The 21,871-nt window shown below is 69.4% G+C and carries 23 protein-coding genes and 3 pseudogenes; 5 read left to right on the top strand and 21 right to left on the bottom strand.

Annotation, left to right across the window (positions count from 1 at the left end):
- Window position 1: 1 nt before the first annotated feature.
- Window positions 2–1,947: pseudogene (locus tag GBA65_RS26980) on the bottom strand (alpha-1,4-glucan--maltose-1-phosphate maltosyltransferase).
- Between the two features lie 172 nt (window positions 1,948–2,119).
- Here GBA65_RS26980 and GBA65_RS02895 point away from each other — a divergent pair.
- Both GBA65_RS02895 and GBA65_RS22705 read left to right on the top strand, forming a co-directional pair.
- On the top strand, window positions 2,120–2,305 hold the full coding sequence (locus tag GBA65_RS02895; protein ID WP_166395295.1) for a rubredoxin-like domain-containing protein: 186 nt from the start codon (window positions 2,120–2,122) through the stop codon (window positions 2,303–2,305).
- A 22-nt stretch (window positions 2,306–2,327) separates the two neighbouring features.
- Entirely contained in the window at window positions 2,328–3,143 is an 816-nt protein-coding gene (locus GBA65_RS22705) for an MOSC domain-containing protein (RefSeq protein WP_207956104.1), read from the top strand.
- Between the two features lie 64 nt (window positions 3,144–3,207).
- Here the strand turns inward: GBA65_RS22705 and GBA65_RS02885 are convergent, their stop codons facing one another.
- Complete coding sequence (locus GBA65_RS02885; protein WP_207956103.1) at window positions 3,208–3,771, bottom strand: ferritin-like domain-containing protein; 564 nt, start codon at window positions 3,769–3,771, stop codon at window positions 3,208–3,210.
- Between the two features lie 68 nt (window positions 3,772–3,839).
- Window positions 3,840–4,604: a DUF3105 domain-containing protein gene (locus tag GBA65_RS02880; RefSeq protein ID WP_228281629.1), complete on the bottom strand. Its 765-nt coding sequence runs from the start codon at window positions 4,602–4,604 to the stop codon at window positions 3,840–3,842.
- A gap of 186 nt (window positions 4,605–4,790) precedes the next feature.
- Here GBA65_RS02880 and GBA65_RS02875 point away from each other — a divergent pair, with 186 nt between their 5' ends.
- The 3 genes from GBA65_RS02875 to GBA65_RS02865 are packed head-to-tail and all read left to right on the top strand — an operon-like array spanning window position 4,791 to window position 6,378.
- Window positions 4,791–5,051, top strand: coding sequence for a hypothetical protein (locus tag GBA65_RS02875; RefSeq protein WP_166395294.1), 261 nt, complete (start codon window positions 4,791–4,793; stop codon window positions 5,049–5,051).
- 27 nt (window positions 5,052–5,078) lie between these two features.
- Window positions 5,079–5,510, top strand: a complete 432-nt coding sequence (locus GBA65_RS02870) for a DsbA family protein (RefSeq protein ID WP_166395293.1) — start codon at window positions 5,079–5,081, stop codon at window positions 5,508–5,510.
- Window positions 5,500–6,378: a cytochrome c biogenesis CcdA family protein gene (locus GBA65_RS02865; RefSeq protein WP_166395292.1), complete on the top strand. Its 879-nt coding sequence runs from the start codon at window positions 5,500–5,502 to the stop codon at window positions 6,376–6,378. The genes GBA65_RS02870 and GBA65_RS02865 overlap by 11 nt, the downstream gene beginning before the upstream one ends.
- Before the next feature lie 6 nt (window positions 6,379–6,384).
- On the opposite strand, the gene GBA65_RS02860 is transcribed toward GBA65_RS02865, so the two are convergent.
- From GBA65_RS02860 to GBA65_RS26035, 18 genes and pseudogenes are all read right to left on the bottom strand, one after another.
- Complete coding sequence (locus tag GBA65_RS02860; RefSeq protein WP_166395291.1) at window positions 6,385–7,014, bottom strand: hypothetical protein; 630 nt, start codon at window positions 7,012–7,014, stop codon at window positions 6,385–6,387.
- 153 nt (window positions 7,015–7,167) lie between these two features.
- Entirely contained in the window at window positions 7,168–7,899 is a 732-nt protein-coding gene (locus tag GBA65_RS02855; protein WP_166395290.1) for a ZIP family metal transporter, read from the bottom strand.
- Window positions 7,900–8,140: 241 nt separating this feature from the next.
- Window positions 8,141–8,614 (bottom strand): hypothetical protein, encoded by a 474-nt coding sequence (locus tag GBA65_RS02850; RefSeq protein ID WP_166395289.1) that lies wholly within the window; start codon window positions 8,612–8,614, stop codon window positions 8,141–8,143.
- Between the two features lie 191 nt (window positions 8,615–8,805).
- Window positions 8,806–9,486 (bottom strand): hypothetical protein, encoded by a 681-nt coding sequence (locus tag GBA65_RS02845; RefSeq protein ID WP_166395288.1) that lies wholly within the window; start codon window positions 9,484–9,486, stop codon window positions 8,806–8,808.
- A gap of 430 nt (window positions 9,487–9,916) precedes the next feature.
- Window positions 9,917–10,111: a hypothetical protein gene (locus tag GBA65_RS02840; protein ID WP_166395287.1), complete on the bottom strand. Its 195-nt coding sequence runs from the start codon at window positions 10,109–10,111 to the stop codon at window positions 9,917–9,919.
- Between the two features lie 279 nt (window positions 10,112–10,390).
- Complete coding sequence (locus GBA65_RS02835; RefSeq protein WP_166395286.1) at window positions 10,391–11,500, bottom strand: TDT family transporter; 1,110 nt, start codon at window positions 11,498–11,500, stop codon at window positions 10,391–10,393.
- Window positions 11,501–11,534: 34 nt separating this feature from the next.
- On the bottom strand, window positions 11,535–11,993 hold the full coding sequence (locus GBA65_RS02830) for a hypothetical protein (protein ID WP_166395285.1): 459 nt from the start codon (window positions 11,991–11,993) through the stop codon (window positions 11,535–11,537).
- A gap of 1 nt (window position 11,994) precedes the next feature.
- Window positions 11,995–14,480 (bottom strand): annotated as a pseudogene (locus tag GBA65_RS26040) (molybdopterin oxidoreductase family protein).
- Window positions 14,481–14,911: 431 nt separating this feature from the next.
- On the bottom strand, window positions 14,912–15,160 hold the full coding sequence (locus GBA65_RS02820; protein WP_166395284.1) for a hypothetical protein: 249 nt from the start codon (window positions 15,158–15,160) through the stop codon (window positions 14,912–14,914).
- 79 nt (window positions 15,161–15,239) lie between these two features.
- On the bottom strand, window positions 15,240–15,998 hold the full coding sequence (locus GBA65_RS02815; protein WP_166395283.1) for an acetate uptake transporter family protein: 759 nt from the start codon (window positions 15,996–15,998) through the stop codon (window positions 15,240–15,242).
- Between the two features lie 67 nt (window positions 15,999–16,065).
- Window positions 16,066–16,203 (bottom strand): hypothetical protein, encoded by a 138-nt coding sequence (locus GBA65_RS22685; protein WP_207956099.1) that lies wholly within the window; start codon window positions 16,201–16,203, stop codon window positions 16,066–16,068.
- Complete coding sequence (locus tag GBA65_RS02810; RefSeq protein ID WP_207956098.1) at window positions 16,173–16,856, bottom strand: alpha/beta fold hydrolase; 684 nt, start codon at window positions 16,854–16,856, stop codon at window positions 16,173–16,175. The genes GBA65_RS22685 and GBA65_RS02810 overlap by 31 nt, the downstream gene beginning before the upstream one ends.
- 3 nt (window positions 16,857–16,859) lie before the next feature.
- The gene (locus GBA65_RS02805; RefSeq protein ID WP_207956097.1) at window positions 16,860–17,561 is read right to left on the bottom strand and encodes a haloacid dehalogenase type II; all 702 of its coding nucleotides are present in this window, start codon (window positions 17,559–17,561) and stop codon (window positions 16,860–16,862) included.
- Between the two features lie 87 nt (window positions 17,562–17,648).
- The gene (locus GBA65_RS02800; RefSeq protein ID WP_166395282.1) at window positions 17,649–17,873 is read right to left on the bottom strand and encodes a hypothetical protein; all 225 of its coding nucleotides are present in this window, start codon (window positions 17,871–17,873) and stop codon (window positions 17,649–17,651) included.
- 185 nt (window positions 17,874–18,058) lie between these two features.
- A complete protein-coding gene (locus GBA65_RS02795; RefSeq protein WP_166395281.1) occupies window positions 18,059–19,249 on the bottom strand; it encodes a zinc-dependent alcohol dehydrogenase in 1,191 nt (396 codons plus the stop codon).
- Window positions 19,250–19,320: 71 nt separating this feature from the next.
- Entirely contained in the window at window positions 19,321–19,896 is a 576-nt protein-coding gene (locus GBA65_RS02790) for a type 1 glutamine amidotransferase domain-containing protein (RefSeq protein WP_166395280.1), read from the bottom strand.
- 101 nt (window positions 19,897–19,997) lie between these two features.
- Complete coding sequence (locus tag GBA65_RS23900; protein ID WP_166395279.1) at window positions 19,998–20,735, bottom strand: hypothetical protein; 738 nt, start codon at window positions 20,733–20,735, stop codon at window positions 19,998–20,000.
- A 184-nt stretch (window positions 20,736–20,919) separates the two neighbouring features.
- Window positions 20,920–21,792: pseudogene (locus tag GBA65_RS26035) on the bottom strand (manganese catalase family protein); the annotation flags it as partial.
- Window positions 21,793–21,871: the final 79 nt, after the last annotated feature.

The raw sequence follows: 21,871 nt of genomic DNA, 5'->3' as shown, positions 1-21,871 counted from the left end.
GCTATGCCTCTGTTCTAGGGGTCTTGAGGCGGAAGATCTCCGCCGGGTTCAGCCCGGGATCCAGCCGGACCCGCCTCGACGGGCCCCGCTCCTCCCACTCGTTCTGCAAGATAAGCTCCTCCACGGTATAAGCCTCGCCGTCCCCGACGAGGCCCGGCGGGTAGAGGAGCGTCGCCTCGTGCGCCTCGTGCGGGTCGAGGTTCACCACGACGAAGACCGTGTTCTCCCCCAGGGTCTTCGAGTAGAACAGGACGTTCTCGTCGCTGGCCTCGTGGAAGGAGAGGTTCGTCAGCTCGTGGAGGGCGGGGTTCTCGCGCCGGATCTCGTTGATCCGGGTGACGTACTCCTTGATGTTACCAGGCCGGTCCCAATCCCATACTTTGTACTCGTAGACCTCCGAATCCGCGTAGTACACGGTGGTCCCGCGCTCGCCGCGCGGCGTGTTCTCGCAGAGCTCGTAGCCCGAGTAGATCCCGTAGACGCTGGAGAGCGTCGCCGCGAGCACGAGGCGCATCTGGAAGGCGGGGCGCCCGCCGAACTGCAAGATGTGCGGCAGGATGTCGTGCGTGTTGGCGAAGAAGTTCGGGCGCATGTACTCCTTCGGCTCCTCCTGCGTGAGCTCCGTCAGGTACTCGATGATCTCGGCCTTCTCGTTGCGCCACGTAAAGTACGTGTAGCTCTGGGTGAAGCCGAGCTTCGCGAGGCCCTGCATCACGCGCGGTCGCGTAAAGGCCTCGGAGAGGAAGACGACGCCGGGGTGGTCCCTCTGGACCTCCCGGATCACCCACTCCCAGAACCGCAGGGGCTTGGTGTGCGGGTTGTCCACCCGGAACGTCTCGACCCCCTGCTCGACCCAGAACAGGATCACGTCGCGCAGCTCGTTCCAGAGGCCCTCGCGGTCCTCCGAGTAGAAGTCCACGTTGACGATGTCCTGGTACTTTTTCGGCGGGTTCTCGGCGTACTTTATCGTCCCGTCGGGCCGGAACTTGAACCACTCCGGGTGCTCCCTGATCCAGGGGTGGTCCGGAGAGGCCTGGATCGCGAGGTCGAGCGCCACCTCCATCCCGCGCTCCTTCGCCGCCCCGACAAAGTGGCGGAAGTCTTCGAGCGTCCCGAGCTCCGGGTGGACGGCCGTGTGCCCGCCGTCCTCCGAGCCGATGCCGTAGGGGCTGCCGGGGTCCTCGGGCCGGCGACGAGGGCGTTGTTGCGGCCCTTGCGGTTGGTGGCTCCTATGGGGTGGATGGGGGTGAGGTAGACGACGTCGAAGCCCATGGCGGAGATCTCCGGCAGCCTCGCCTCGGCCTCCCGGAAGGTCGCGCTCCTCCCCGGCTCCGTCCCCTGCGAGCGGGGGAACATCTCGTACCAGGCCGCGTAGCGCGCCCGAACCCGGTCCACCACCATCTCCAGGGTCCCGTAGACCGTCGAGCTCGAACGGTCGGGGTAATCGGCCATAAGCTCGCGCAGATCCTTGGAGAAGAGCAGCCCGAGCCTCTCCTCGTAGGAGGCCCCGTCGAACCCCTCCAGCGCCTCGAAGAGCCCGGCGTCGCCGGAGCGGTTCGAGGCCTTCGCGACGATCTCGCGCCCCTCGATAAGCTCCAGCTCGACGATCTGGCCGTCGTCCACCTTCTTCTCGGTCTCCGAGCGCCAGGTCTCCCACTCGTCGAACCAGGCCTCTACCGCGTACTCGTAGCGGGCGTTCTCCGTGACCTCGAAGGAGCCGCCCCAGCGGTCGAGGCCGGGGTTGAGGAGCTCCATCGGGCTCTCGGCCCACCTCCGCTTGCCCTTCACGCGGTGCTTGACGACGGCTTGAAGCTTGTCGTGGCCCTCCTTGAAGATGTCGGCGCGGACCTCGACGGTGTCGCCCACCTCCCTCTTCACGGGGTAGCGCCCGCAGTCGAGCTCCGGGTAGACGCCCTCGATCACAACCGGCTTGTAAGCTTCTCGCACCGCGCTCCTTTGTTTCTTGCGAAGGATCTCTTCGGAACGTATCCGCCTCGTAGGATAACGATAACCTCCGCGAGTGCAAAGCCCCCGCCCGGTCCGGCCGCCCGCGGCGCTACGCCGGCCCCGCCCTTGGGCATAATGACCCCGGAAGAGCAACGGAGAAGAGGAGATAGAGATGTCCGAAGAACCGCGTGGCGCGGGCGGGGAGAAGCCGAACCCCGAAGCTCAAGGCGAGGCCGACGCCATAAACTGGGCCTGCACGAACTGCGGCTATCGGGTCGAGGGCAAGCTCCCCGAGAAGTGCCCCGACTGCGGGGCGAGCCGGGAAGACTTCGACATCGTCCCCGTACCGGGCATGTGAGAGACGGAAGGAGCTTCGGGACATGGGAAACTCCAAGCCCAACGACCGCGCAGCGGCCTCGCTGACCACCTGCGTCGCCCACGTGCTGGGCGTGGATCCATCCGGGGTCCCCGACGACGGTGGGGTCGGCCTGCGCCAGTGGCTCGCCGGGCGAGAGCTCGGGCTGGTCCCCGTCCGGTCGCCGGAGAGCTTCGAGTGGCCGGGGCGCTTCCTCGGCCTGCCCCGCGGCTCGTCGGGCTGGGCCGTCTTCTTCGGGGTGCCGCCCGGCGTCGTGTTCGCCCCGTCCGGCGCGCCGGACGCGACGGCGAACCCGGTGCTGGAGGCCGCCTACGTGCTGGCGGAGCACGACCCGGCGCGCGGGATCGAGCCGGGAGGAGGGGGCGCAGGTACGGTGGAGCTGATCTCGCTCGCCGCCGAGGCCGAGGGCCCCATGACGGTGACGCGGTCGGCGGAGGCGGTCGCGGGCCGGGGCCTGCGCGGCGACCGCTACGAGCGCGGGGCCGGAACCTTCTCCAACCCGGACGGGCGCGGCTACGACCTCACCCTCGTCGAGGCCGAGGCGCTGGAGGATCTGGCCGCGAGCGGGGTCGAGCTCGCGCCTGCGGAGGCGCGGCGGAACCTCGTCGTCAGGGGCATCGAGCTGGACGCGCTGATAGGACGGCGCTTCCGGGTGGGCGAGGTCGAATGCTTCGGCCAGCGGCGCTGCGAGCCCTGCGCCCACCTCGAAGGGCTCACCCGCCCGGGGGTACTGCGCGGCCTCGTGCACCGCGGGGGGCTGCGCGCCGACGTGCTCTCCGGAGGGGAGATACGCCTCGGGGACCCGGTAGAGGCGCTCTGACACAGGGAAGGGGGAGCGCATCAGGCGCTCCCCCTTCGTTGCCGCGCGGGTACTCGGCCCGGTGCTACAGGGCGCTACCCTCCTCGGGCGAGGGGCTCGCCGCCGGGAGGTCGGACTTCGAGGCCTTGCCCTCGGCGATGTACTCCTTGAGGAAGCCCTCGAACTGGCGCCTGTGGCCCTGCTCGTCGTGGAGGATGGCGATGACCATGTCGTTGGTGACCGGGTCGGAGTCCTCCGTCGCCTCGACGACGCGCGTGTAGTGCTCTATCGCCTTGCCCTCGGCGTCGATGACGCCCTTGATCACGTGCACCACGTCCGTCTGGTCCTCCGGCGGCTGCAAGAAAGCCTGGCTCGCGTGGAAGTCCAGCGAGCCGGGGACGACGCCGTAGAGCTCCTTGATGCGCGCGGCGAACTGCCTCGCGTGGTCCAGCTCCTCGGTGATGTCCGCCTCCAGGTCTTCCTTGATCTGCTGCGCCCTGACGCCGTCGGGGTTGGTGGAGTTGGAGACGTAGTTCATCACCGTCTCGAGCTCCATGAAGTACGCCGTCTTCAGAAGCTCGACGATCTCCTCGCGCTTCTCGGTCATCTCCTGCGAGAGGATGCCCTCGGGCCCGTTTCCTATCTCCATACGTTTCCTCCTCGTAATCTTCCGTAGGTCAGAACTTATCAGTACCCGCGATCTCGCGCGCGAAACGGCTACCCGACGGGCTCAGGCTCCCCCACGCCGCCGACGCAGCGGTTGCCGGAGAGCGGGGCGATCTCGCTGTTCCTGTAGCCGTCGACAAACTGCCTGAGGCGCGGGTCGTCGGGGCCGTCCAGCTTGATCTGGTTGCGCCACGCGGTCGCGATGACCGGGGCGTCCTGGCCCGGGTACGGGCTGACGATGACGTACTCCTCGCCGGCGTAGGGGCGCAGGGTCTCGATCCCGTCCTGCGGGAGGTCGGGGGAGTAGGTGATCCAGACGACCCCGTGGTCCATGCTGTGGACGGCGTTGACGTCGTTGATGGGCTCGGGGTAGAAGCCGCAGTTCTGCCACAGCGGCGCGTGGTCCCCGTTGGCCGGCGGCCTCTGCGCGTACTGGATCTCGCCCTCCACGGTCCTGTTCGTGGTCGCGGGGTACGTGACCACCCCCTCGGGCGGGTTCTCGGGCAGGGGCCGGGCCGGGTCGGGCTCCTGGCCGTCGGCGGGGAGCATGTTCGTCTGCTCCTCAGGCCCGACGGTCGGCGCCGCCGCCTGCTCGACGGTCGTCTCCTCCGCCGCGGTGGTCTCCTCCGGGACGCTCATGGCCTGCGTGGTCTCGCCGGGCTCCGCCTCGCCCTGCCCCCCCTGGGGCTCTCCGCCGCCGCACGCCACCAGCGTCGCGCAGAAGACGATGGCGAGCGGGGCCGCGAGGAGCGCCCCCAGACGATTGCTCTTGCGCTCCAAGGTCTCCTCCTCGCCCGAAGGGGGCTTCGTGGTCATCCGCGCGGACGTTCTCGCCGCACAAGGACGATTATAAGGTCCGTCCCGCGGGGGCAGTGAGAGGCGTTACGCGCCGGCCGTCATCCAGGTTCGCGCCGGGATCGTATACGATGTCGAAGGGCGGCCTCCGCGCAAGCCCCCGAAACCTTCGACGCCCCCGGCGACATCCGGCAGGAGGACATTAGCTTGAACGGGAACGGTTCGGCACCAGAGGCATACGGGCGCAAGAGCAGGCCCACGCCCCGACTGCGCCTCGCGGCCCTCGCGGTCTTTGTACTGGCACTCGCCGCCTCTTGCGGCGGCGCCTCCGAAGGCGGAGGGCAGGCCGCGGAGGAGAGCGCCGGAGGGGGCGCGCCCGCGCGGGAGGATCAGGGGGCCCTCGGGCGCGAGCCCCTGGGGGAGGCGGACGCCCCCGTGGTCCTCACCGAGTACGCCGACTATCAGTGAGGGTACTGCGGACAGTTCGCCCGTGAGGTGAAACCGGAGCTGGTGGAGAGGTACGTCGAGGACGGGACGCTGAGGATAGAGTGGCGCGACTTCCCGTACCTCGGGGAGGAGTCGATGAACGCGGCGCGCGCGGCGCGCGCGGCCGGGGAGCAGGGCAGGTTCTGGGAGTACCACGACCTGCTCTACGAGAACCAGGGCGACGCCGGGGCGCTCTCCGAGGAGGGCCTGAGCGGCTTCGCGCGGGAGCTGGGGCTGGACGTCGAGCGGTTCGAGTCGGATCTCGGGAGCCAGCCCGTCTCCGCGGCGGTGCAGGCGGACTTCGAGGCCGGCCAGAGCGCCGGCGTCAGCGGCACCCCGACCTTCGACGTGAACGGCCGGAGGATCGTGGGGTTCCAGCCCCTGGAGACCTTCGAAGGGCTTATAGAGGAGGAGGCCCGAAAGGCGGGGGATGCTTCCTGAGGCCTCGTACCTCGCGGCGTTCCTCGGGGGGCTCTTCTCGCTCCTGAGCCCGTGCAGCGCGCTCCTCCTGCCGGCGTTCTTCGCGTACGCCTTCGAGTCCAGGCGCGAGCTCGTCGGGAGGACCGTCGTCTTCTACCTCGGCCTCTGCGTCACCCTGGTGCCGCTCGGGATGGGGATCTCGGCGGTCAGCCGGCTCTTCTACGGGCAGAGGGGCACGCTCATCCTGGCGGCGGGGGTTTTACTGATCCTGCTCGGCGTCTGGCAGCTTCTGGGGCGCGGCTTCTCCCTGGGCCCCTTCGAGGGGCTGCGCGGCCGGGTGCGGGGCGACTCTGCGGGCTCGACCTTCGCCCTCGGCGCCGTGTACGGGTTCGCCGGGTTCTGCTCCGGCCCGATCCTGGGCGCCGTCCTCACCGTCGCCGCCGCCTCGGGCGAGACGCTCCGGGGCGCGGGCCTGCTCGCGACCTACGCCCTCGGGATGGCCGCCCCGCTCTTCGGCCTCGCCCTCCTCTGGGACCGCCTCGACCTCGGACGCCGCCGCTGGCTCAGGGGCCGGGAACTGAGCCTCGGGGGGCTCCGGGTCCACACGACCAACCTCGTCTCCGGCGCGATGTTCGTCCTCCTCGGGGTCATGTTCATCGCCTACGAGGGGACGACGGCCCTCACGGGCTTCTACGCCTCCCGCGGGGCCGAGGATCTCGCCCTCGCCGCCCAGGGCTGGGCGGGCTCCGCCGCCCGCGCCGTCCCGGACGCCCTCGTGCTCGCGCTCCTCGCGGCACTCGCCGTCTCCCTCCTCGCCTACCGGCGCCTCGCGGGCAAGAAGAAGGGGCCCGAAGACGACCCGGGCCCCGATGCCCCCAGACGGGGCTGAGACGCCCTAGTCGCTCGTCGAGGAGGCGCTCGACTGGACCGAGGACGACGAGACCGAGGACGACGACTGGGTCACGACGTTGGAGGAACCGGAGACCGAGGTCGTCGAGGAGGAGCTGCCGTTGCCGGAGTAGGCAAACTTCATGGTGCTGTCGCCGCTCACCTTCTGCACGATGCGGTCGTTCTCGGAGACGAGGACCATCTTCAGCGTCCCTTCGCCCTCCTTGCGGACCTCGCACTCGAGCTCGTCGCCGTCCAGCGCGAAGGTGAACTCGTCGGGGACCTGCCCCTCCATCTCCCTCTCCTCGCCGCCGACGGAGCAGGTCCCGGAGAACTCGACCCCCTCGTCGCCCCTCATCCTCAGCACGACCTCGCCGTCGCCGGGCGTCGCGCCCTCGCTCTCTTCGGCCTCGTCTTCTTCCGCGCTCTCCCCCTCGCCGACGGTCGCCTCGTCCCCCTCGACCGAGGGCCCGTCCTCGATGCGGGCGTCGGCCCCGTCGACCACGGCGCTGCCCGCGCGCACCACGTTGTCGCCGTCTTCCCCGCCGGACTCCGCGGAGCCGGGCCTCACCAGCCCGGCCACGAGGGCTACGGAGGCCAGCACCCCCAACACTGCGATCATGGCTTTCGTACTCACGGTCGCCTCCCCAAGCCTAGAGATGCTTATAGGTCTGTCTCTAGCATATCCCACGCCCGGCAAAACAGGGTTAACTGCTCATTAAGACTCTCCGCAGCTTCGCCAACAGGTGGTAACAGAGCGTAGCTTTCGTTTCCCGGAGGCGTCCCGCCCTTACTCCAGCCTGCTCAGCACGAAGGCGATGAGGAACCCGCCCGTGGTTACGAGGCCGACGACGGCGCCGCCCTCCTCGTAGGCTTCGGGCATCATCGTGCTCGCGAGCATGGTCAGGATGGCCCCGGCGGCGAAGGCCTGTATGGTCGCGACCACGCCGCTCGGGGCGCCGGCCAGGAACAGGTACCCGAAGAGGGCGGCCAGCGCCGAGGCGACGGCGACCGCGCCCCACAGCCCGAGGACGTACGAGGCGGGGTGGCCCGCCTTCCTCATCCCCGCGGCGGCGGAGAGGCCCTCGGGGACGTTGCTCAGGAAGACCGCCGCGACCATCGCCGCGCTCACCGACCCGCCCCCGATAAGGCTGGCCCCTATCGCCACCGACTCGGGGATACCGTCCATGAGCGCGCCTATGGTGATCGCCGTCGCCGAGCCGTCCTCCTGCTGGCCCTCGGATCTCTTGCGATCGCGGGCCCTCCGGCTCACAAGCCCGTCGGCGGCGAAGTAGGCGAGGGCGCCCAGGATCAGGCCGGCGGAGGCGGCCCCGAAGCCCCCCGCGTCGTAGGCCTCCTCCATAAGCTCGAACGCCACCGAGGCGACGAGCACCCCGGCCCCGACGGCCATCACCACGGCGATGATCCTCCGGGAGACGTTCGCGTACAGACCGACGACGGCGCCGATAAGCAGCGCCGCTCCCCCCACGAACCCCCAAAACCCCGCCGCTAGCGCCTCCACGGACCCCGCCCTTCGTCGCGCGCCCGCGCCGCACCGGTGTCCGCGAGGGGCCTAACGGCGCCAGGACGGGCCGCCACCGTCGCAAGGAACCTCGACGACAGCCCTCCGGGCCTGCGAAATCGGGGAGGCCGGCGACGGAAAGCCCTCCCGCAGAAGACAGTCCACGGGAGGGCTTTCATAGGGCCTCTCTCACGCGGCGTCCGGCGCGGGGCGCACGCATGCGAAGGAGATGCCTCTCTATCTAGCGTCCGCGGGACGCGGCGATCCGGCCGCCCACGTAGCCCCCGGCGAGGTTCACGAGGAAGGCGATCAGGACGCCCACGAAGCCGCCGCCGGTGGCGCTAAGGGCGCCGACGGGCCCCGGGGGGAAGTCGCTGCCGCCGATGAGCAGGATCAGCAGGGTCGCGATGATCGCCAGCACGAGGCCGACGACGAGGTTGAAGACCGCCGTCATCGCGCCGTTGAGGGGCTTGGCGGTGTTCGCCCGGCTGCCGGCGACGTACCCGCCCGCGAGGTAGGCCAGAAAACCGAAGATCAGCGACCCTATCGCGAGGCCCGCCCCGGTCTGGCCGGTCACCGCCGGGCCCGTGCCGCTGGCTGCGATGCCGAAGATGCCGCCCAGGATCAACGCCAGCAGGATGCCGACGAGTACCGCGACCACCCACCCGAGCGCCACGGCGCCCGGCTCGATCCCCCTCTGCCGCAAACTGTTCATAACCCGATCACACTCCGCCTCCAGTATTCGCTTCTATTGACGCGAGCTTTCGGTCTTCGTTCCTACCCCCGCTCGTCGGTGCCCAATCAGAGCCGGACGGCCGCGACCGGACCCTCGCGCCCCCACACGGACGGCGGAGGCAGACCTCCGCGGGACGGGAGACGCGCCGGCTGTTGCGGAGTCGATCCCCCTTACCGGGTGTTGCCGGCCCGTTCGAGCTCCTGAAGGATCGCGCGCGTCTCGGCGTTGGCGTACGAGAGCTCCGGCAGGCTCTCCTCGACGGCGTCGGCGACCTCGTCGGCGCTCGCGTCGTTCACGAAGGCCTGGTTTATGTTGTTGTACGCGGAGATCGCCGTCTCGCGGGAGTCGACGAGCCCGTCCTGGACGTCGCCCAGGCCCCTCGGGGTGTCGAGCTGCTGCAGGTCCTCGAAGGCCGCCTCGTTCGCCTCCAGGGCCTCCTCCACGGCCTCCGCGTCCAGCCCGAGGTTTACCGTCTGGCCCTCGAGCCCGGCCTCGGGGTCCACGAGGGACGGGAGGTCGCGGGTGCCGTCCTCGAGCGTCGCCCGCACGGACTCGGCGTACTCCGCCACCTCGCCCGGGTCCGCCTCGCCCTCGGGGATGGAGATCTCCTCGTCCTCCGGCCCCTGGACGGAGTAACCGCCGATCTCCGTCTCCATCGATCCCCTCGGACCGTCGTACTCCCTCCGACCGTCCTCTTCGAAGCGGCTCTCGCCTCGGTCCGACGACGCCGCGTCCGCGTCCACGCCTATCCCGCCCTCGTCGTCCAGCCCGGTGCCGTCCGAGCAGCCCGCGAGGGCGAGGGCGAGCACGAGGACGCCCAGAACCGCCCGAAACTTCTTTACGATCTCCATGTTTCTCCTCTCGTTCCCGGTCTCCGCCCCATCCCCCACCGAGCCTCCCGCCCCAAACCCCTCTCCCCTTATTCCATGGTCCCGAAACTACTCTCGCGAGCGAGAGCCCTCCCCGTTCTGACGAGGGAGGAGGTCCAAAAGGCCGGTTGGCCCTCGTACTCGACCCGGTCGCGGGGGCCGATGAACGCGCCCAACGACCCGGAGAAGCCGTCCCGGCGGCGAGAGCGTGCTCGCGCCGCGCAGCCTCGCAGGGGCGTCAGGATACTGACACTTCTACTCCCTCTCTACGCCTACCCTCCCGTTGGGTAGAGCCGGGGTCTCTCTGTTCGTCGTCTGATCCACGGTGTCGCGGGTGCTCCGTAAGCATGGGGCGTCCGGCGAAGCGGCGGGAGGGCCGCAAGGGTGGAGCCGTACTCCCCGCGGGCCCTTCTCAGCGCGCCCTGCGCTCGATCTCCCTCTCGGTCTCGGCCTCGAGCCGGGCGTAGCGCGCGAGGCGCATCAGGGTGTCGTTGTTCCAGGAAATGGCTACCCTCTCCCACATCTCGACGACGAGCTCGACCTCCGTCCAGTGCGCCTGCCGCTTCCTGGCCTCCTCGACCTTGCGGGCCCATTCCAGCTCGATCACGCGCGGGTCCCCGCGACCGTCCTCCGCACCAGCCTCGAGCGCGGGCTTGCTAGCTACCGAAAGTTCCGATGCGTCCACCCTCGCCGCGCCATGCTCGCACAAAAGAACTCCTCTCGACGGTCTTGTAACTTCCCTATGGGTAACGGTACGCGCTTCCCCCACGCACGTATTTTGCGCGACCGGGTCGAGGGTGCACAGGCTCCTTGGATGCAAACTATGCTACACACTTCTATGCACGCGAGGAGTGGCGTGCCGCCGTCCGTCGGAGGCGAGAAGCTTCTACCGCGCGGAGCCGCGAGCCGCTTCTCCGGGTTGCCCCGTCTCGATCCTGTCGTAGAAGAAGACGACGATCTCGGCCAGCAGTAGCGCCAGCACGACGTACTGGCCGTAGCTCAGGATCACCTCCTGGAGCCCCGTCGCCCAGCCGTCCGGGGCCGACGGGCTCCCGGCGAGCTGCAGGGTAAAACCGTAGAGCATGCCGTAGGTGAAGTTTCGGGACCACTGCGTGGGGTTGTAGACGGACAGCCCTTCCCCCCAGCCGTAGGCCCTCACCCGGACGAGGGCGCGGACGGCCTCCAGGGCCTCCACCACGACGAACGTCGCCACCACCCACACCCACGTCAGGACGGCCAAGATCGGCGGGAGCGCCCCGCTCGCGACGATCGCGAGCCCGGTGATTGACATCGCGCCGTGGATGATGCAGTTCGTGTTGTCCCAGTCGTCGGCGAGCGTCCAATCCGAACGGAGACCGTAGCGGCGCGCGATCAGGACGAGACCGGCGGCGTAGAAGAGGTAACCGAGGACGATGAGCGCCGCCATCAGGGGGCGAGGCAGACCGCCGGGCACGAGCGCGCTCCCGGCCACCACCAGAGACTGCGTGGCGACCGTGGAGAGCAGGATCGCCCCGTTCGCCCGGTACCCCTCCGAGGGACCGGCCGCGGCCCGAAACGCCGCCGGAAGGAGCCTCAGGTACCACAGCCAGACCACCACCGCGACGACCCACAACGCGAGCCCGACGAGGCGCCACTCCGGCAGCACCTGGAGGATCGCGCGGCCCAGCACCGCGCTCCCGGCCACCCACGTCCCGATCCCTAGGGCACTCATCGGCTGCCGGACGCTCTCGCTCAGCCCGCCCTTCGACGCGAGCCTCGCGTACGACAGGGCGAGAAAGCCCCAGACGACGAGCAGCTCCAGCACCACGAGGCGGCCCACGACCTCTGGCAGGCCCAGCCGCCCGAGCGCGCCGATAACGAAGATGCCCCCGGCCATGACGATGGCCCCGGAGGGGACGGGCGAGTCGCCCTCTCCCATCAGGAACCGCCGCACCAGCGCCGATGCCAGGAGCAACAAGAGCAGCAGGACGACCGGGTTCGCCAGGATCTCGCTCACCGGTCGGCCGCGTGCATCTCCGTCCCTCCGGGGCTCAGGAGGCCGCCAGGAGGGCCTGCGGGGCGGCCTGCTTCATGCGCGTCTTGAGCCACTTGATCTGGATGGCCGTCTGCCGTTCGCAGGCGGTCACGGTATCGAGGAGCTCCACGTCGCGGGCTCCCTGGGCGGCCTGCCCGATCATGGTCCAGGCGATGTCGCAGGCGTTGGCCATGAGGTACAGGTCGTGCAGGTCGCGCAGCAGCCCGAGGCCGCCCTGGCGCGTCTCGTCGAAGAGCTGGTGGAAGAGCCGGTCCGGCTCCGTGGGCGCCTCCTCGCCGTAGCGATCCAGGAAGGGCGCCAGGGCCTCGGCGTGGGCTTCGCACTGCTTCGCGAGGGTGTCGGCGGTGTGGTAGATGTCGGTGTCCGCCGCGTGGGCCTCGCCGACCTTGCGCAAGCCCTCCGCGAGGTTGGTCTCCGCCTTGTGCAGGTACCCGAGGTAGTTCGCCAGGTGCATGCTACCCTCCTATCTTCTCGGTCGCCTCGGCGGCCCTCCCGCCGGAGGTCGGGCGCGGCGCGGGGCCGCCGGAGCCGTCGGCCGCCCCCATCGGGGCCGGTCCGCCGATCGTCGGGGCGCCCGACGGCTCGCCCCTCCGTCCGCGACCTTCTCGACCCGGACCGCCGCGAGCTTCAGGAGCGGCTGCTTGGAGACGGGGTCCCAGTCCGTGATCGTCAGCTCGTTCGCCGCCCTGGGCCTCGTCCCGTTACCGGGGCGCCCCTGCCCTCGGTGTCGAAGTAGCCGTAGTGGAACGGCGCGAAGACCACGCCCTCCCTTATGCCGCTCACGCGGGCCCTGGCCTCCATCGCGCCGCGGGGCGACTCGACGCGGACCACGTCGCCCTCCCGACGCCCAGAGACTCGGCGTCAGAGGGGCAGAGCTCGACCCAGGCCTCGGGGCGGCATCGTTGAGCTGCGGGGCGCGGGCCGTCTTCGTGCGGGTGTGGAACTGGTAGATCGTGCGTCCCGTGGTGAACCGGAACGGGTACTCCTCGCGGGTCTGCTCGTGAGGCGGCGTGTACTCGCAGGCCTTTATGAAGGCGCGCCCGTTCGGGACATCGCCCGGTGGTCGTCCTCGGCGTTTACGGCGCCCGTGAGGAGGTCGTGGCCGTAGGTCTCGCAGACGTCGGTGTGCGTGTTGAAGTCCGCGTCCTCGTAGAGGCGCTCCGTGCCCTCCGGGTGCTCGTCGTTGCACGGCCACTGGATGCCCGAGCCCCGCGCAGCCCCTCGTAGGTGAGGCCCGAGTAGTCGCAGGGGCGGCCCCTGCTGCACTCCTTCCACGCCTCGAAGGCCGACTCGGGTCGTCCCAGGGATGAGGGGGTCCCCGTCGTTGTTCCGGAAGTCCATGCGCCTCGCGTACTCCAGAAAGATCTCCATGTCGTGCTTCGCCTCGCCCGGCGGCTCGACGGCGGCTTCGGAGAGGTGGACCGTCCGGTCCGTGTTCGTGTAGGTGCCGGTCTTCTCCCCCCAGGTGGCGGCCGGCAGGACGACGTCGGCGAACTCCGTCGTCTCCGTCGGGAAGATGTCCTGCACGATCACGAACAGGTCCTCCTTCGCGAGGATCTCGCGGATGCGGGGGATATCCGGCAGGGAGACGGCCGGGTTCGTGCAGATGATCCAGAGGAACTTGATGGAGCCCTGCTCGGCGTAGCGCATAATCTGCATGATGTGCGTCGGCGGGGCCCAGTGCGGGATCTTCATGAGGTCCACGTTCCACAGGTCGGCGAGCTCCTGGACGTGTTCCTTGTTGTCCCAGTTTCTGAAGGCCGGCAGGTCGCCGTCGGCGCCGCACTCGCGGTTGTTCTGCGCGGTGGGCTGCCCGTTGAACTGCAAGATGCCGCAGCCGGGGCGCCCGATCATGTTGCGCAGGAGGTGGATGTTGTTGACCTGGCACGCCGCCGCCGTCGCCTGGTGCGACTGGTACACCCCCTGCAAAACCGTCGAGAGGAGCCTCTCGGACTCCCAACGAGCCGCGCCGCCTCCCGGATGTCCCCGGCCGCAACGCCGCAGATCTCCGCCGCCCACTCCGGGGTGCATTCGGCCACGGTCGCCCGGAGCTCCTCGAACCCTAAAGTGTGGGCCTCCACGTACCCCGGTCGTACCAGTCGTTCTCGAGGATCTCGTGCAAAAAGGCGTTGAGGAGTGCGACGTTGGTGCCGCCGTTGATCGGGAGGTGCACGGTCGCCTCCCTCGCCACGGGGGTGAGCCGCGGGTCCACGACGACAAGCTGGGGAGGGTTCGGGCCCGCGAGCCGGTCGAGGACGCGCATCCAGGTCACGGCCTGCGTCTCGGCCATGTTGTGGCCGAAGAGCAGGATGGTGTCGGCGTGGTTTATGTCGGCGTAGGAGCCCGGCTGCCCGTCGCTCCCGAAGCTCTCCTTGAGGGCCTGCCCGGCGGTCGCGGTGCACAGGCGGGTGTTGCCGTCCATGTGCGGCGTCCCGAGGCCGGCCTTGCCCATGACGCCGAGGGTGTAGTAATCCTCCAGGAAAAGCTGGCCCGTGCTGTAGAAGCCGAACGCCAGGGGCCCCTTCTCGCGCAGAAGCTCCTGCGACTTGCCGACGATGAGGCCGAACGCTTCGTCCCAGCTCGCCTCGACGAGCTCGCCGCCCTTGCGGACGAGCGGCCTCTTCAGGCGGTCCCTTGAGCGGTTCGCCTGCCAGCCGAAGAGGTCCTTCGGGTCCATGCGGCCCTTGTTGACCCGGTCCATCGAGCGGCCCCGGACGCCGACCATGCGGCCGTCCTTGACCGCGACGTCGTAGGCGTCGCCGTTGGAGTGGAGGATGGAGGCGGTCTGGATCCAGGCGTCCACCTCGTCCTCGGAGACGCCGTCCTGGAGAAACTGATCCACCCTTACGGGCCACTCCTCGTCACGCCCGAAAGGCGTGCGCCCGCCCCAGGGGTTGGCTATCCGATCCGTACCGCGCGACTCGCTTCTGCCGGTGTTCAAGTCTTCCCTCTCTACTCGAGCTTTCCCTGGCGATCTTCCATGCCCGGTAGGCCTGCTCCCGCCCGATCCGTCGGGCCGATTCCCCCTCCCACACACAAGCCCAGAACTCGTACCTACCCCCGCCGATCGGGGGCTACGCAGGCCGCCGTCAAGCATGGGTCAAGAACGGTTGAGCCGCTCCACAGAACAGGCCCGACCCTGGCTCCGGTACCCGATTCGCTCAAAGCACGGCTCTCGGGAGGAGCCGACCGTCACGAGGCGTAAGGGAGTCCCCGGCTCGACGCCGAAGCTCCTTTGTCTCCGCACGGCCTTCACGCAAGAGGAGGCGTAGTCGCGCGAGTTAACGCACGTTCCGGCGGCGACGCCGGTATTACCGCGCGATCCGGCCCTCGGTCGAGGAGGCGGCTCGGGTCCGCTTCCGGGGCGGGTGGCTACTGGAGGACGAGGGTCTTCTTCCCGTCGTTCAGGGCGACGCCGGTGACGGGGATCAGGACGACCTTGCGGCCGAGGAGGCCCATCTTCACCTCTATGTACTCCGGCTCGTCGTGGTCGTTGAGAAAGAGCTTCTTGACGCGCCCGATCTCCCGCCCCTGGGGATCGCAGAGCCCGTAGCCGACGTACTCCTCGGGCGACTCGAAACGGTCGGAGAGCCTTTCGCGGTGCTGCGCCTTCTGGGACATCTGCTTACCTTCCTGTCGGAGCCGCCCGGCAGCCGGACGCCCCTCTGAACAACTCCGGGCGGGACTGGGGTCCGCGCCGCTACTGGGAGGGGTAGTGCCCGAATCCGCGCCGGGTTAGCGCCCCCGTTGTGTCCCCGGGCACCTTCCCCGTACCTAGAGCTGCTTGCGGACGCCGGCCTCCTTCTCGACCGGGCCGATCTGCTCGCTCACGCCCCCTCGATCGCCTCGCGCGCCTCCCGCGGCGGCCGAACGGGAGGACCGTCCGGTGCTGCACGTCCTCGAGGCCGAGGGCGAGCCCCCCGTAGAGGGCGGCGGCGAAGATGGCGCAGCCGACGACGCCGGAGGCCGTCTGGGCGGTCGCGCTCGCCGTGAGCTCGTAGATGCCGTTCAGGCCGTAGCGGAAGAAGGCGAGGAGGATGACCGCCGAGAGCACGGGCTTGCCGAGCACGCCCAGGCTGCCGAGGAGCAGCAGGATCGCGGCGAGGGCGAGGCTCAGCACGCCGAGGGCCGCGCTCGTGGGGTCCGGGGCGCTCGTGTACGTGACGAGCGAGGTCGCGAGCCAGGAGAAGGAGATAAGGCCGAGCGCGGTGGCCCCGAGGGTCTCGCGCGAGAGGAACGCGAAGACGGCGGCCAGAAACATGGACGGGAAGACGACCCCGCCGAAGATGAGGGCGAGGTTCTGGCTCTCGTCCTGCGGGATCAGGCCGAGCTGCAACGCGTTCTGGAGGACCGAACCCACCCCGAAGGTGAAGAAGGCGAGCGGCAGGGGGCTCGCCAGCGGCCTCAGGACTATCCTCGTGATCTCCTCGACCTTGCGCTGGTCTTCTTTCCCTTCCAATCCTTCTCCTCTTCGGTTGGGTCCCGGCAGCGGGGACCGGCCTACCCCAGCTCCGCCAGAAGCCCGTTCACGGCCGCGGCGGCCCTGTCGGGGTGGTCCTCGGGACGAAGTGCTTGCCGCCCTCGACCCGCTCCATCGGGGCGCGGAGCTCGTAGGCGAGCCGGTAGCCGTAGCCTATGGGCTGGAACCCGTCCGCCGCCCCCACACGATGCGAGCGGGCACGTCGAGGTAGGGGATCTGGGCGGACACCCCCAACGTGTCCCGGACGTCGAGGGAGCGGGTCTGCCGCACCAGCGCCCCGGCTCCCCCCGCCCCCTCGTACAGGGGCAGGTGCTCGGAGACGGACTCCCTCCAGCGCCCGCGGTCGTCGTGGCCGCCCCGCAGGAACGCGGCGTAGAAGCGCCGGAAGGCCGAGTTCGGCATCCGCCCGAAGAGCCCCCCGGCCGCCCTTACGGCCCTCACGGGCGCGATGGGCCAGGAGTCGTAGCTTACGCAGTTCATCAGCACGAGCCCGCGGACGAGCTCGGGGTGGCGGACCGCCAGAATCTGCGCGACGCCCCCGCCGAGGTCGTGCCCGACGACGACGGCGCCGTCCCCGAGGCCCACCTCGCGCATCCAGAGGGCGAGGTAGCGCGCCTGCATCGCGACGGAGATGTCGCGGTCGCGGCCCTCCGGAGCCGAGGCCCCGTAGCCGACCATCTCCCAGGCCATCGACCTCGCGCCCCTCACCCCCGGGACGACGTGCCGCCAGAGGCGCGGGGAGGTGGGGATGCCGTGCACGAAGACGACGGGCGTCCCCTCGCCGGCCTCCTCCCACCGCATGGCGACGCCCCCGGCCTCGACGGCGCGGGGCTCCATCGGCTACCCTCCCCATTCGGCGGCGATGATCCCGTCGGCTACCTCCCGCAGGTCCGCGCCGACGACGTCCGGCGGCGGGGCGATCGGGAACAGCGCCTTGCCGGGACGGGCCACGAAGGCGGCGGCGCACCCGGCCCTCATGGCGCCCACGACGTCCCAGCCGTGGGCCGCGACGAGACGGATCCCGCCGACGGGCACGCCCAGCGCCTCGGCCGCCATGCGGTACGGCTCGGGGGCGGGCTTCAGGCGTCCCGCGGTATCGGCGGAGAGGCTCATCTCGAACAGCTCGCCGAGGCCCGAGTTCTCGATCTGGGCGTCGGCGACCTTCTGGGTGGAGTTCGTCAGGGTGGCGAGCCGGAAGCCGGCGCCGCGCAGGGCGCGCAGGCCCTCCTCGACCTCCGGGTGCGGCGGCAGAGAAGCGATGCCGCCGATAACGCTCTGCTCGTCGTCGTCGGAGAGCTCCACGCCCCTCTCCCCGGCCAGCATCCGGAGGGCGAGCCCGGCGATCTGCCCGAAGGGTTGGTACGAGCCGGTCACGGTCTCGGTAAGCCAGAGCTGGAGGAACCGATCGAACCAGACAGGCCTCGCCGAAGCCTCCCCGAAGATCCGCTCGAAGTGCGGGTCGAGGGCCCCCATGTCCAGCAACGTCTCGTTTACGTCGAACACGCACACTCGCGCCACGCCATCTCCTATCTTCTCTTCCATAACGCCACGGTCTCGCTCACGGGCGGGTGCCGTGTATACCCGCACCCCCGCCGGGGCTCCGCCCTCCCGAGGGGCCCGAGGCGGAGATCAAGGGGAGAGCGACGAGAAGATCGCCGCGACGCCCAGGGCCAGGGCCACGGCCCCGCCGACAAGCATCCTGATCCCCGCGACCGCGTGTATCGCGCGCTCGGGGATGGGGCCGAGCCCCCCTTCGCCACGCGAATCGCGGCCACCCCGCAGGAGCGCGTAGAGACCGTAGGCCAGCCCGACCAGCCCCAGGAGTACGAGCAGGATCCCCATCGCAAAAACCATCGCCGCCTACCTCCTCGCCTACGGCGCATAAACCCCGCCATCGGGCTCGCCAGCCATGCTTCGTGCCTCTCTCGCTGCCGCGCACGCCCGGCGCGAGACGCCGGCTCGTAGGGGCTGCCGTGGGGTTCGGGCCCCTCGTTACGAAGGGCGCGGTTCCCGTCGCGTGGTTGCCCGCGCCTGCGGGATCAGGGCTTCAGCACTACCTTTATCGCGCCTTCGCGCTTCTTCTGGAAGATCTCGTAGCCGTGGGGCGCCTGATCCAGGGGCAGCTTGTGCGTCGCGAGGTCTTCGACGCCGAGCGGGTCCGAGGGGTCGACGAGGAGCGGCATGATGTCGTCCACCCACGCCTTCACGTTGGCCTGGCCCATCCTTATCTGGATCTGCTTGTCGAAGAGCTTGAGCATGTTTATGGGGTCGGCCGTGCCGCCGTAGAGCCCGATGAGGGAGAGCGTGCCGCCCCTGCGCACGGTGTCGATGCTCTGCTCGAGCGCCGCGAGCCTGTCGACGCCCGTGTTCTTGAGGGCCTTCTGCGCAAGCTTGTCCGGCAGGAGGCCCGTGGCCTGCTGGGCGAGGTTGGCGGCGGGCGAGCCGTGCGCCTCCATGCCGACCGCGTCGATCACGGAGTCGGGGCCGCGGCCGTCGGTCATCTCGCGGATGGCCGACGGGACGTCGTCCGTGCCCGAGGCGTCGACCACCTCCACGCCGTGACGGCGGGCCATCTCAAGACGTTCGGGGACGAAGTCGACGGCGATGACGCGGTAGCCCTTGTAGCGGGCGATACGCGAGCTCATCTGGCCGATCGGGCCGAGCCCGTAGATCGCCACGCTCCCGCCCTCGGGCACGCCCGCGTACTCGACGGCCTGCCACGAGGTCGGCAGGACGTCGGAGAGGTAGACGAAGCGCTCGTCGGGCATCCCCTCGCCCTCCTCGGGGACCTTTATGGGGGTGAACTGGGCCTGGGGGACGCGCAGGAACTCGGCCTGCCCGCCGGGGACGTTCCCGTAGAGCTGGGTGAAGCCGAACAGAGAGGCCCCCATCCCCTGCTCGTGAACCTGGGTGGTCTCGCACTGCGAGTAGAGGTCCTGGTTGCACATGAAGCAGTGGCCGCAGGAGATGTTGAACGGTATGACGACCCGGTCGCCCGGGCCGACGTGGGTGACGTCGGGGCCGACCTCCTCGACGATCCCCATCGGCTCGTGCCCGAGGACGTAGCCCTCGTCTATAAACGGTCCGAGCACCTCGTAGAGGTGGAGGTCCGAGCCGCAGATCGCGGTGGAGGTGATCCTCACCACCGCGTCCGTCGACTCCTGAACCGTCGGGTCGGGGACGTTGTCCACCCGCACGTCTCGCTTGCCGTGCCACGCCAGAGCTCTCACTTATTCTCTACCTTCCTACCGGATGAACAGGTTTCGCTGCGCAGATCGAGGGGCGTCCCTCGGAGGTCGCTCTAGGCGCTTCGGGACTGTTCGGCGTGCTTGCCCTCGGCGAACTCCTCCACGATCTTGGAGCAGAACGCGGGCAGATCGTCGGGGTTGCGGCTCGTGACGAGCCCCTTGTCCGTGACGACCTCCTGATCCACCCACTCGCCGCCGGCGTTGCGGATGTCGGTCTGGAGGGTCGGGTAGGACGTCAGCGTGCGGCCCCGCACCACATCGGCCTCCACGAGGGTCCAGGGGCCGTGGCAGATCACGCCGACCGGCTTGGACTGCTCGAAGAAGGCGCGCACGAACTCGACCGCCTCCGGGTTGCCCCTGAGGTTGTCCGCCCCCACAGTGCCGCCCGGCACGATCAGGGCGTCGTAATCGTCGGCGGAGACCTCGGAGAAGGCCTTCTCCACCCCGAACGTCTCGCCCGGGTTGACGTCGCTGTTCATGGTCTGGGCCTCGCCGACCTGGAACCCGACGACGTCGACCGACGCGCCGGCCTCCTCGACGGCCCCTTTCGGCTGCACGAACTCGACCTGCTCGGTCCCCACGGGGGCGAGAAGGATGGCTACCTTGCGACCCTGCAACTCGTCTGCCACGAGCGTCTCCTCTCTGCTGTCTTATGCCTCCGTCTCTATTTGCCCGAACGTCCGCGCGGTAACACGCGGGCGCGCAGGGCCCCCGCCCCGGGTGCTCCCGCCTAGAACGCCACGAGGAGGAGCGCGGCATAAGCCGCGGCGCCCGCGGCGAAGGCCCAGAAGCGGCTCTGGCGCTCCTCGGGTAACTCCTCCTTGAGGATGTTCATGATCACGCCCCCGGCCAGAAACGCGGTGAGGGTGGCGACCGCGGCTTCGGGGACCTCGATCGCGAGCCCGATGGCCCACCCGATAAGGATGGCCGCGGAGATCACCCACCGGCCGATGCGCGTGTAGAGCCCCTTGTGCTGCTCGCGCAGGCCGTAGTCGTTGACCACGAAGTGCAGCGCCATGGCGAGCGCGAAGAGAACGAGGGCCTCGAGCCCCGTCGCCAGGCGGTTCAGCAGCAGGTAGCCCGTGAGCACGTTGTAGACGGCGAAGGAGCCTATGTGGATCCAGAACACCCCAGCCTCCGTGGAGTCCTCCCCACCGGCCTTTCGCCTCCGCCGACGCGACTCGGTGGCGAGCCGGTCCAGACCGTAAAACGTAGCGAGGCCGACGAGCGCCACGAGGTAGACGTGCTGCTCCAGAAACGAAAATCCCTCCCCCGCCGCCTCGGCGATCGCCTCCTGGCCCTCGGCGAGCTCGGGGAGGAGGTGCACGAAGACGTAAGCGACCGAGACCCCACCCGCCAGGGAGAGCCAGATGCTCCGCGGGGTACCGTCGAGAAAGCGGAGCTTGTACGAGAACAGATGCACCGCGACGAGCACGGCGACGGCGAGGAGAGAGACCACGAAGATCACGACGTTTTATCCTCCACGAAGAGATTCCGCCTCGCCACGGGACGGACGCGGCACCGAGGACGTCGAAGGTCGCGAGCCCTCCCCAGAACCACCCCGCCGGGGCAAAGGGCGGGGCCGGAGCGGCATACCAGCGCTCCGGCCCCTCGACTGTGCCATGTGCCCTTACGAGATTACGACGAAGCGGGCTGCGTCGGCTGCTTGGGGTGCTGTAGACCCTCGGGTCCACCGCGGGCAGCTCGTTCATGACGGGGCCGTGAGCCTGCGGGCGCTGCACGTACTCGAAGTTCCCCCCGCCGTCTGGGGCCGGACCGTTCGCCCAGCGGCCCTGCGCGCTCTCCTCGCCCTCGGAGAAGTTCATGAACTGGTAGGCGAACTGCTGGTGCTCGTTCGCCAGCGGGAACGTCACCGGAACCGGCGTCTCGTCGATCCCGTCCGCCTTCAACTCCTCGATGGCCGCGAGCCACTGGTTCTGGTGCATGTGGTCGCGCGCGATCAGGAACGCGAGCATGTCGCGAACACCCGCGTCCCTCGTCAGGTTGTAGAGGCGAGACGCCTGCAGCCTGCCCTGCGACTCCGCGGTCACGTTGTAACGGAAGTCCGCCAGGAGGTTGCCGCTGGAGATGATGTAGGCGGCGCTCCACGGGTTGCCCTGGCTGTCGTGAGGCGACGCACCGAGCCCGGTGACGATGTAGTGCTGCGGGTCCATAGAACTCAGGACCAGATCCTGCCGGTCACCGTTGCCGCCCATGATGGACCCGAGGACCCCCGTCCCGTCGCCGTCCACCGCCTCCTCGGCCTCTACCGGGCTCTGCTCGAGCAGACGAGCGATCATGGTGGCGATCATCTCGACGTGGCCGATCTCCTCGGTGGCGATGTCCATGATCATGTCGCGATACTTGGCCGGTCCGCGACAGTTCCATCCCTGGAAGAGGTAGCCGTTCATTACGCTCATCTCGCCCCACTGCCCCGCCAAGAGCTCCTGCATCTGCTTGGCGAAGATCGGGTCCGGAGCGTCCGGCTGGGCGTTGTACTGGAACTGCTTGGTGTGTGAGAACACCCTGTTCCTCCCTCGTCTACTGCACGGCCCGCGAGAGAAGCCAGGGGCTCGCCACCAGCATCTCTGCGTCACGGAGATA

Source organism: Rubrobacter marinus (assembly GCF_011492965.1).
In the GTDB taxonomy this organism is placed as follows: Bacteria; Actinomycetota; Rubrobacteria; order Rubrobacterales; family Rubrobacteraceae; genus Rubrobacter_F; species Rubrobacter_F marinus.
Note: the sequence above shows the minus strand (reverse complement) of the source record. Positions and strands in the feature narration are given on the sequence as shown.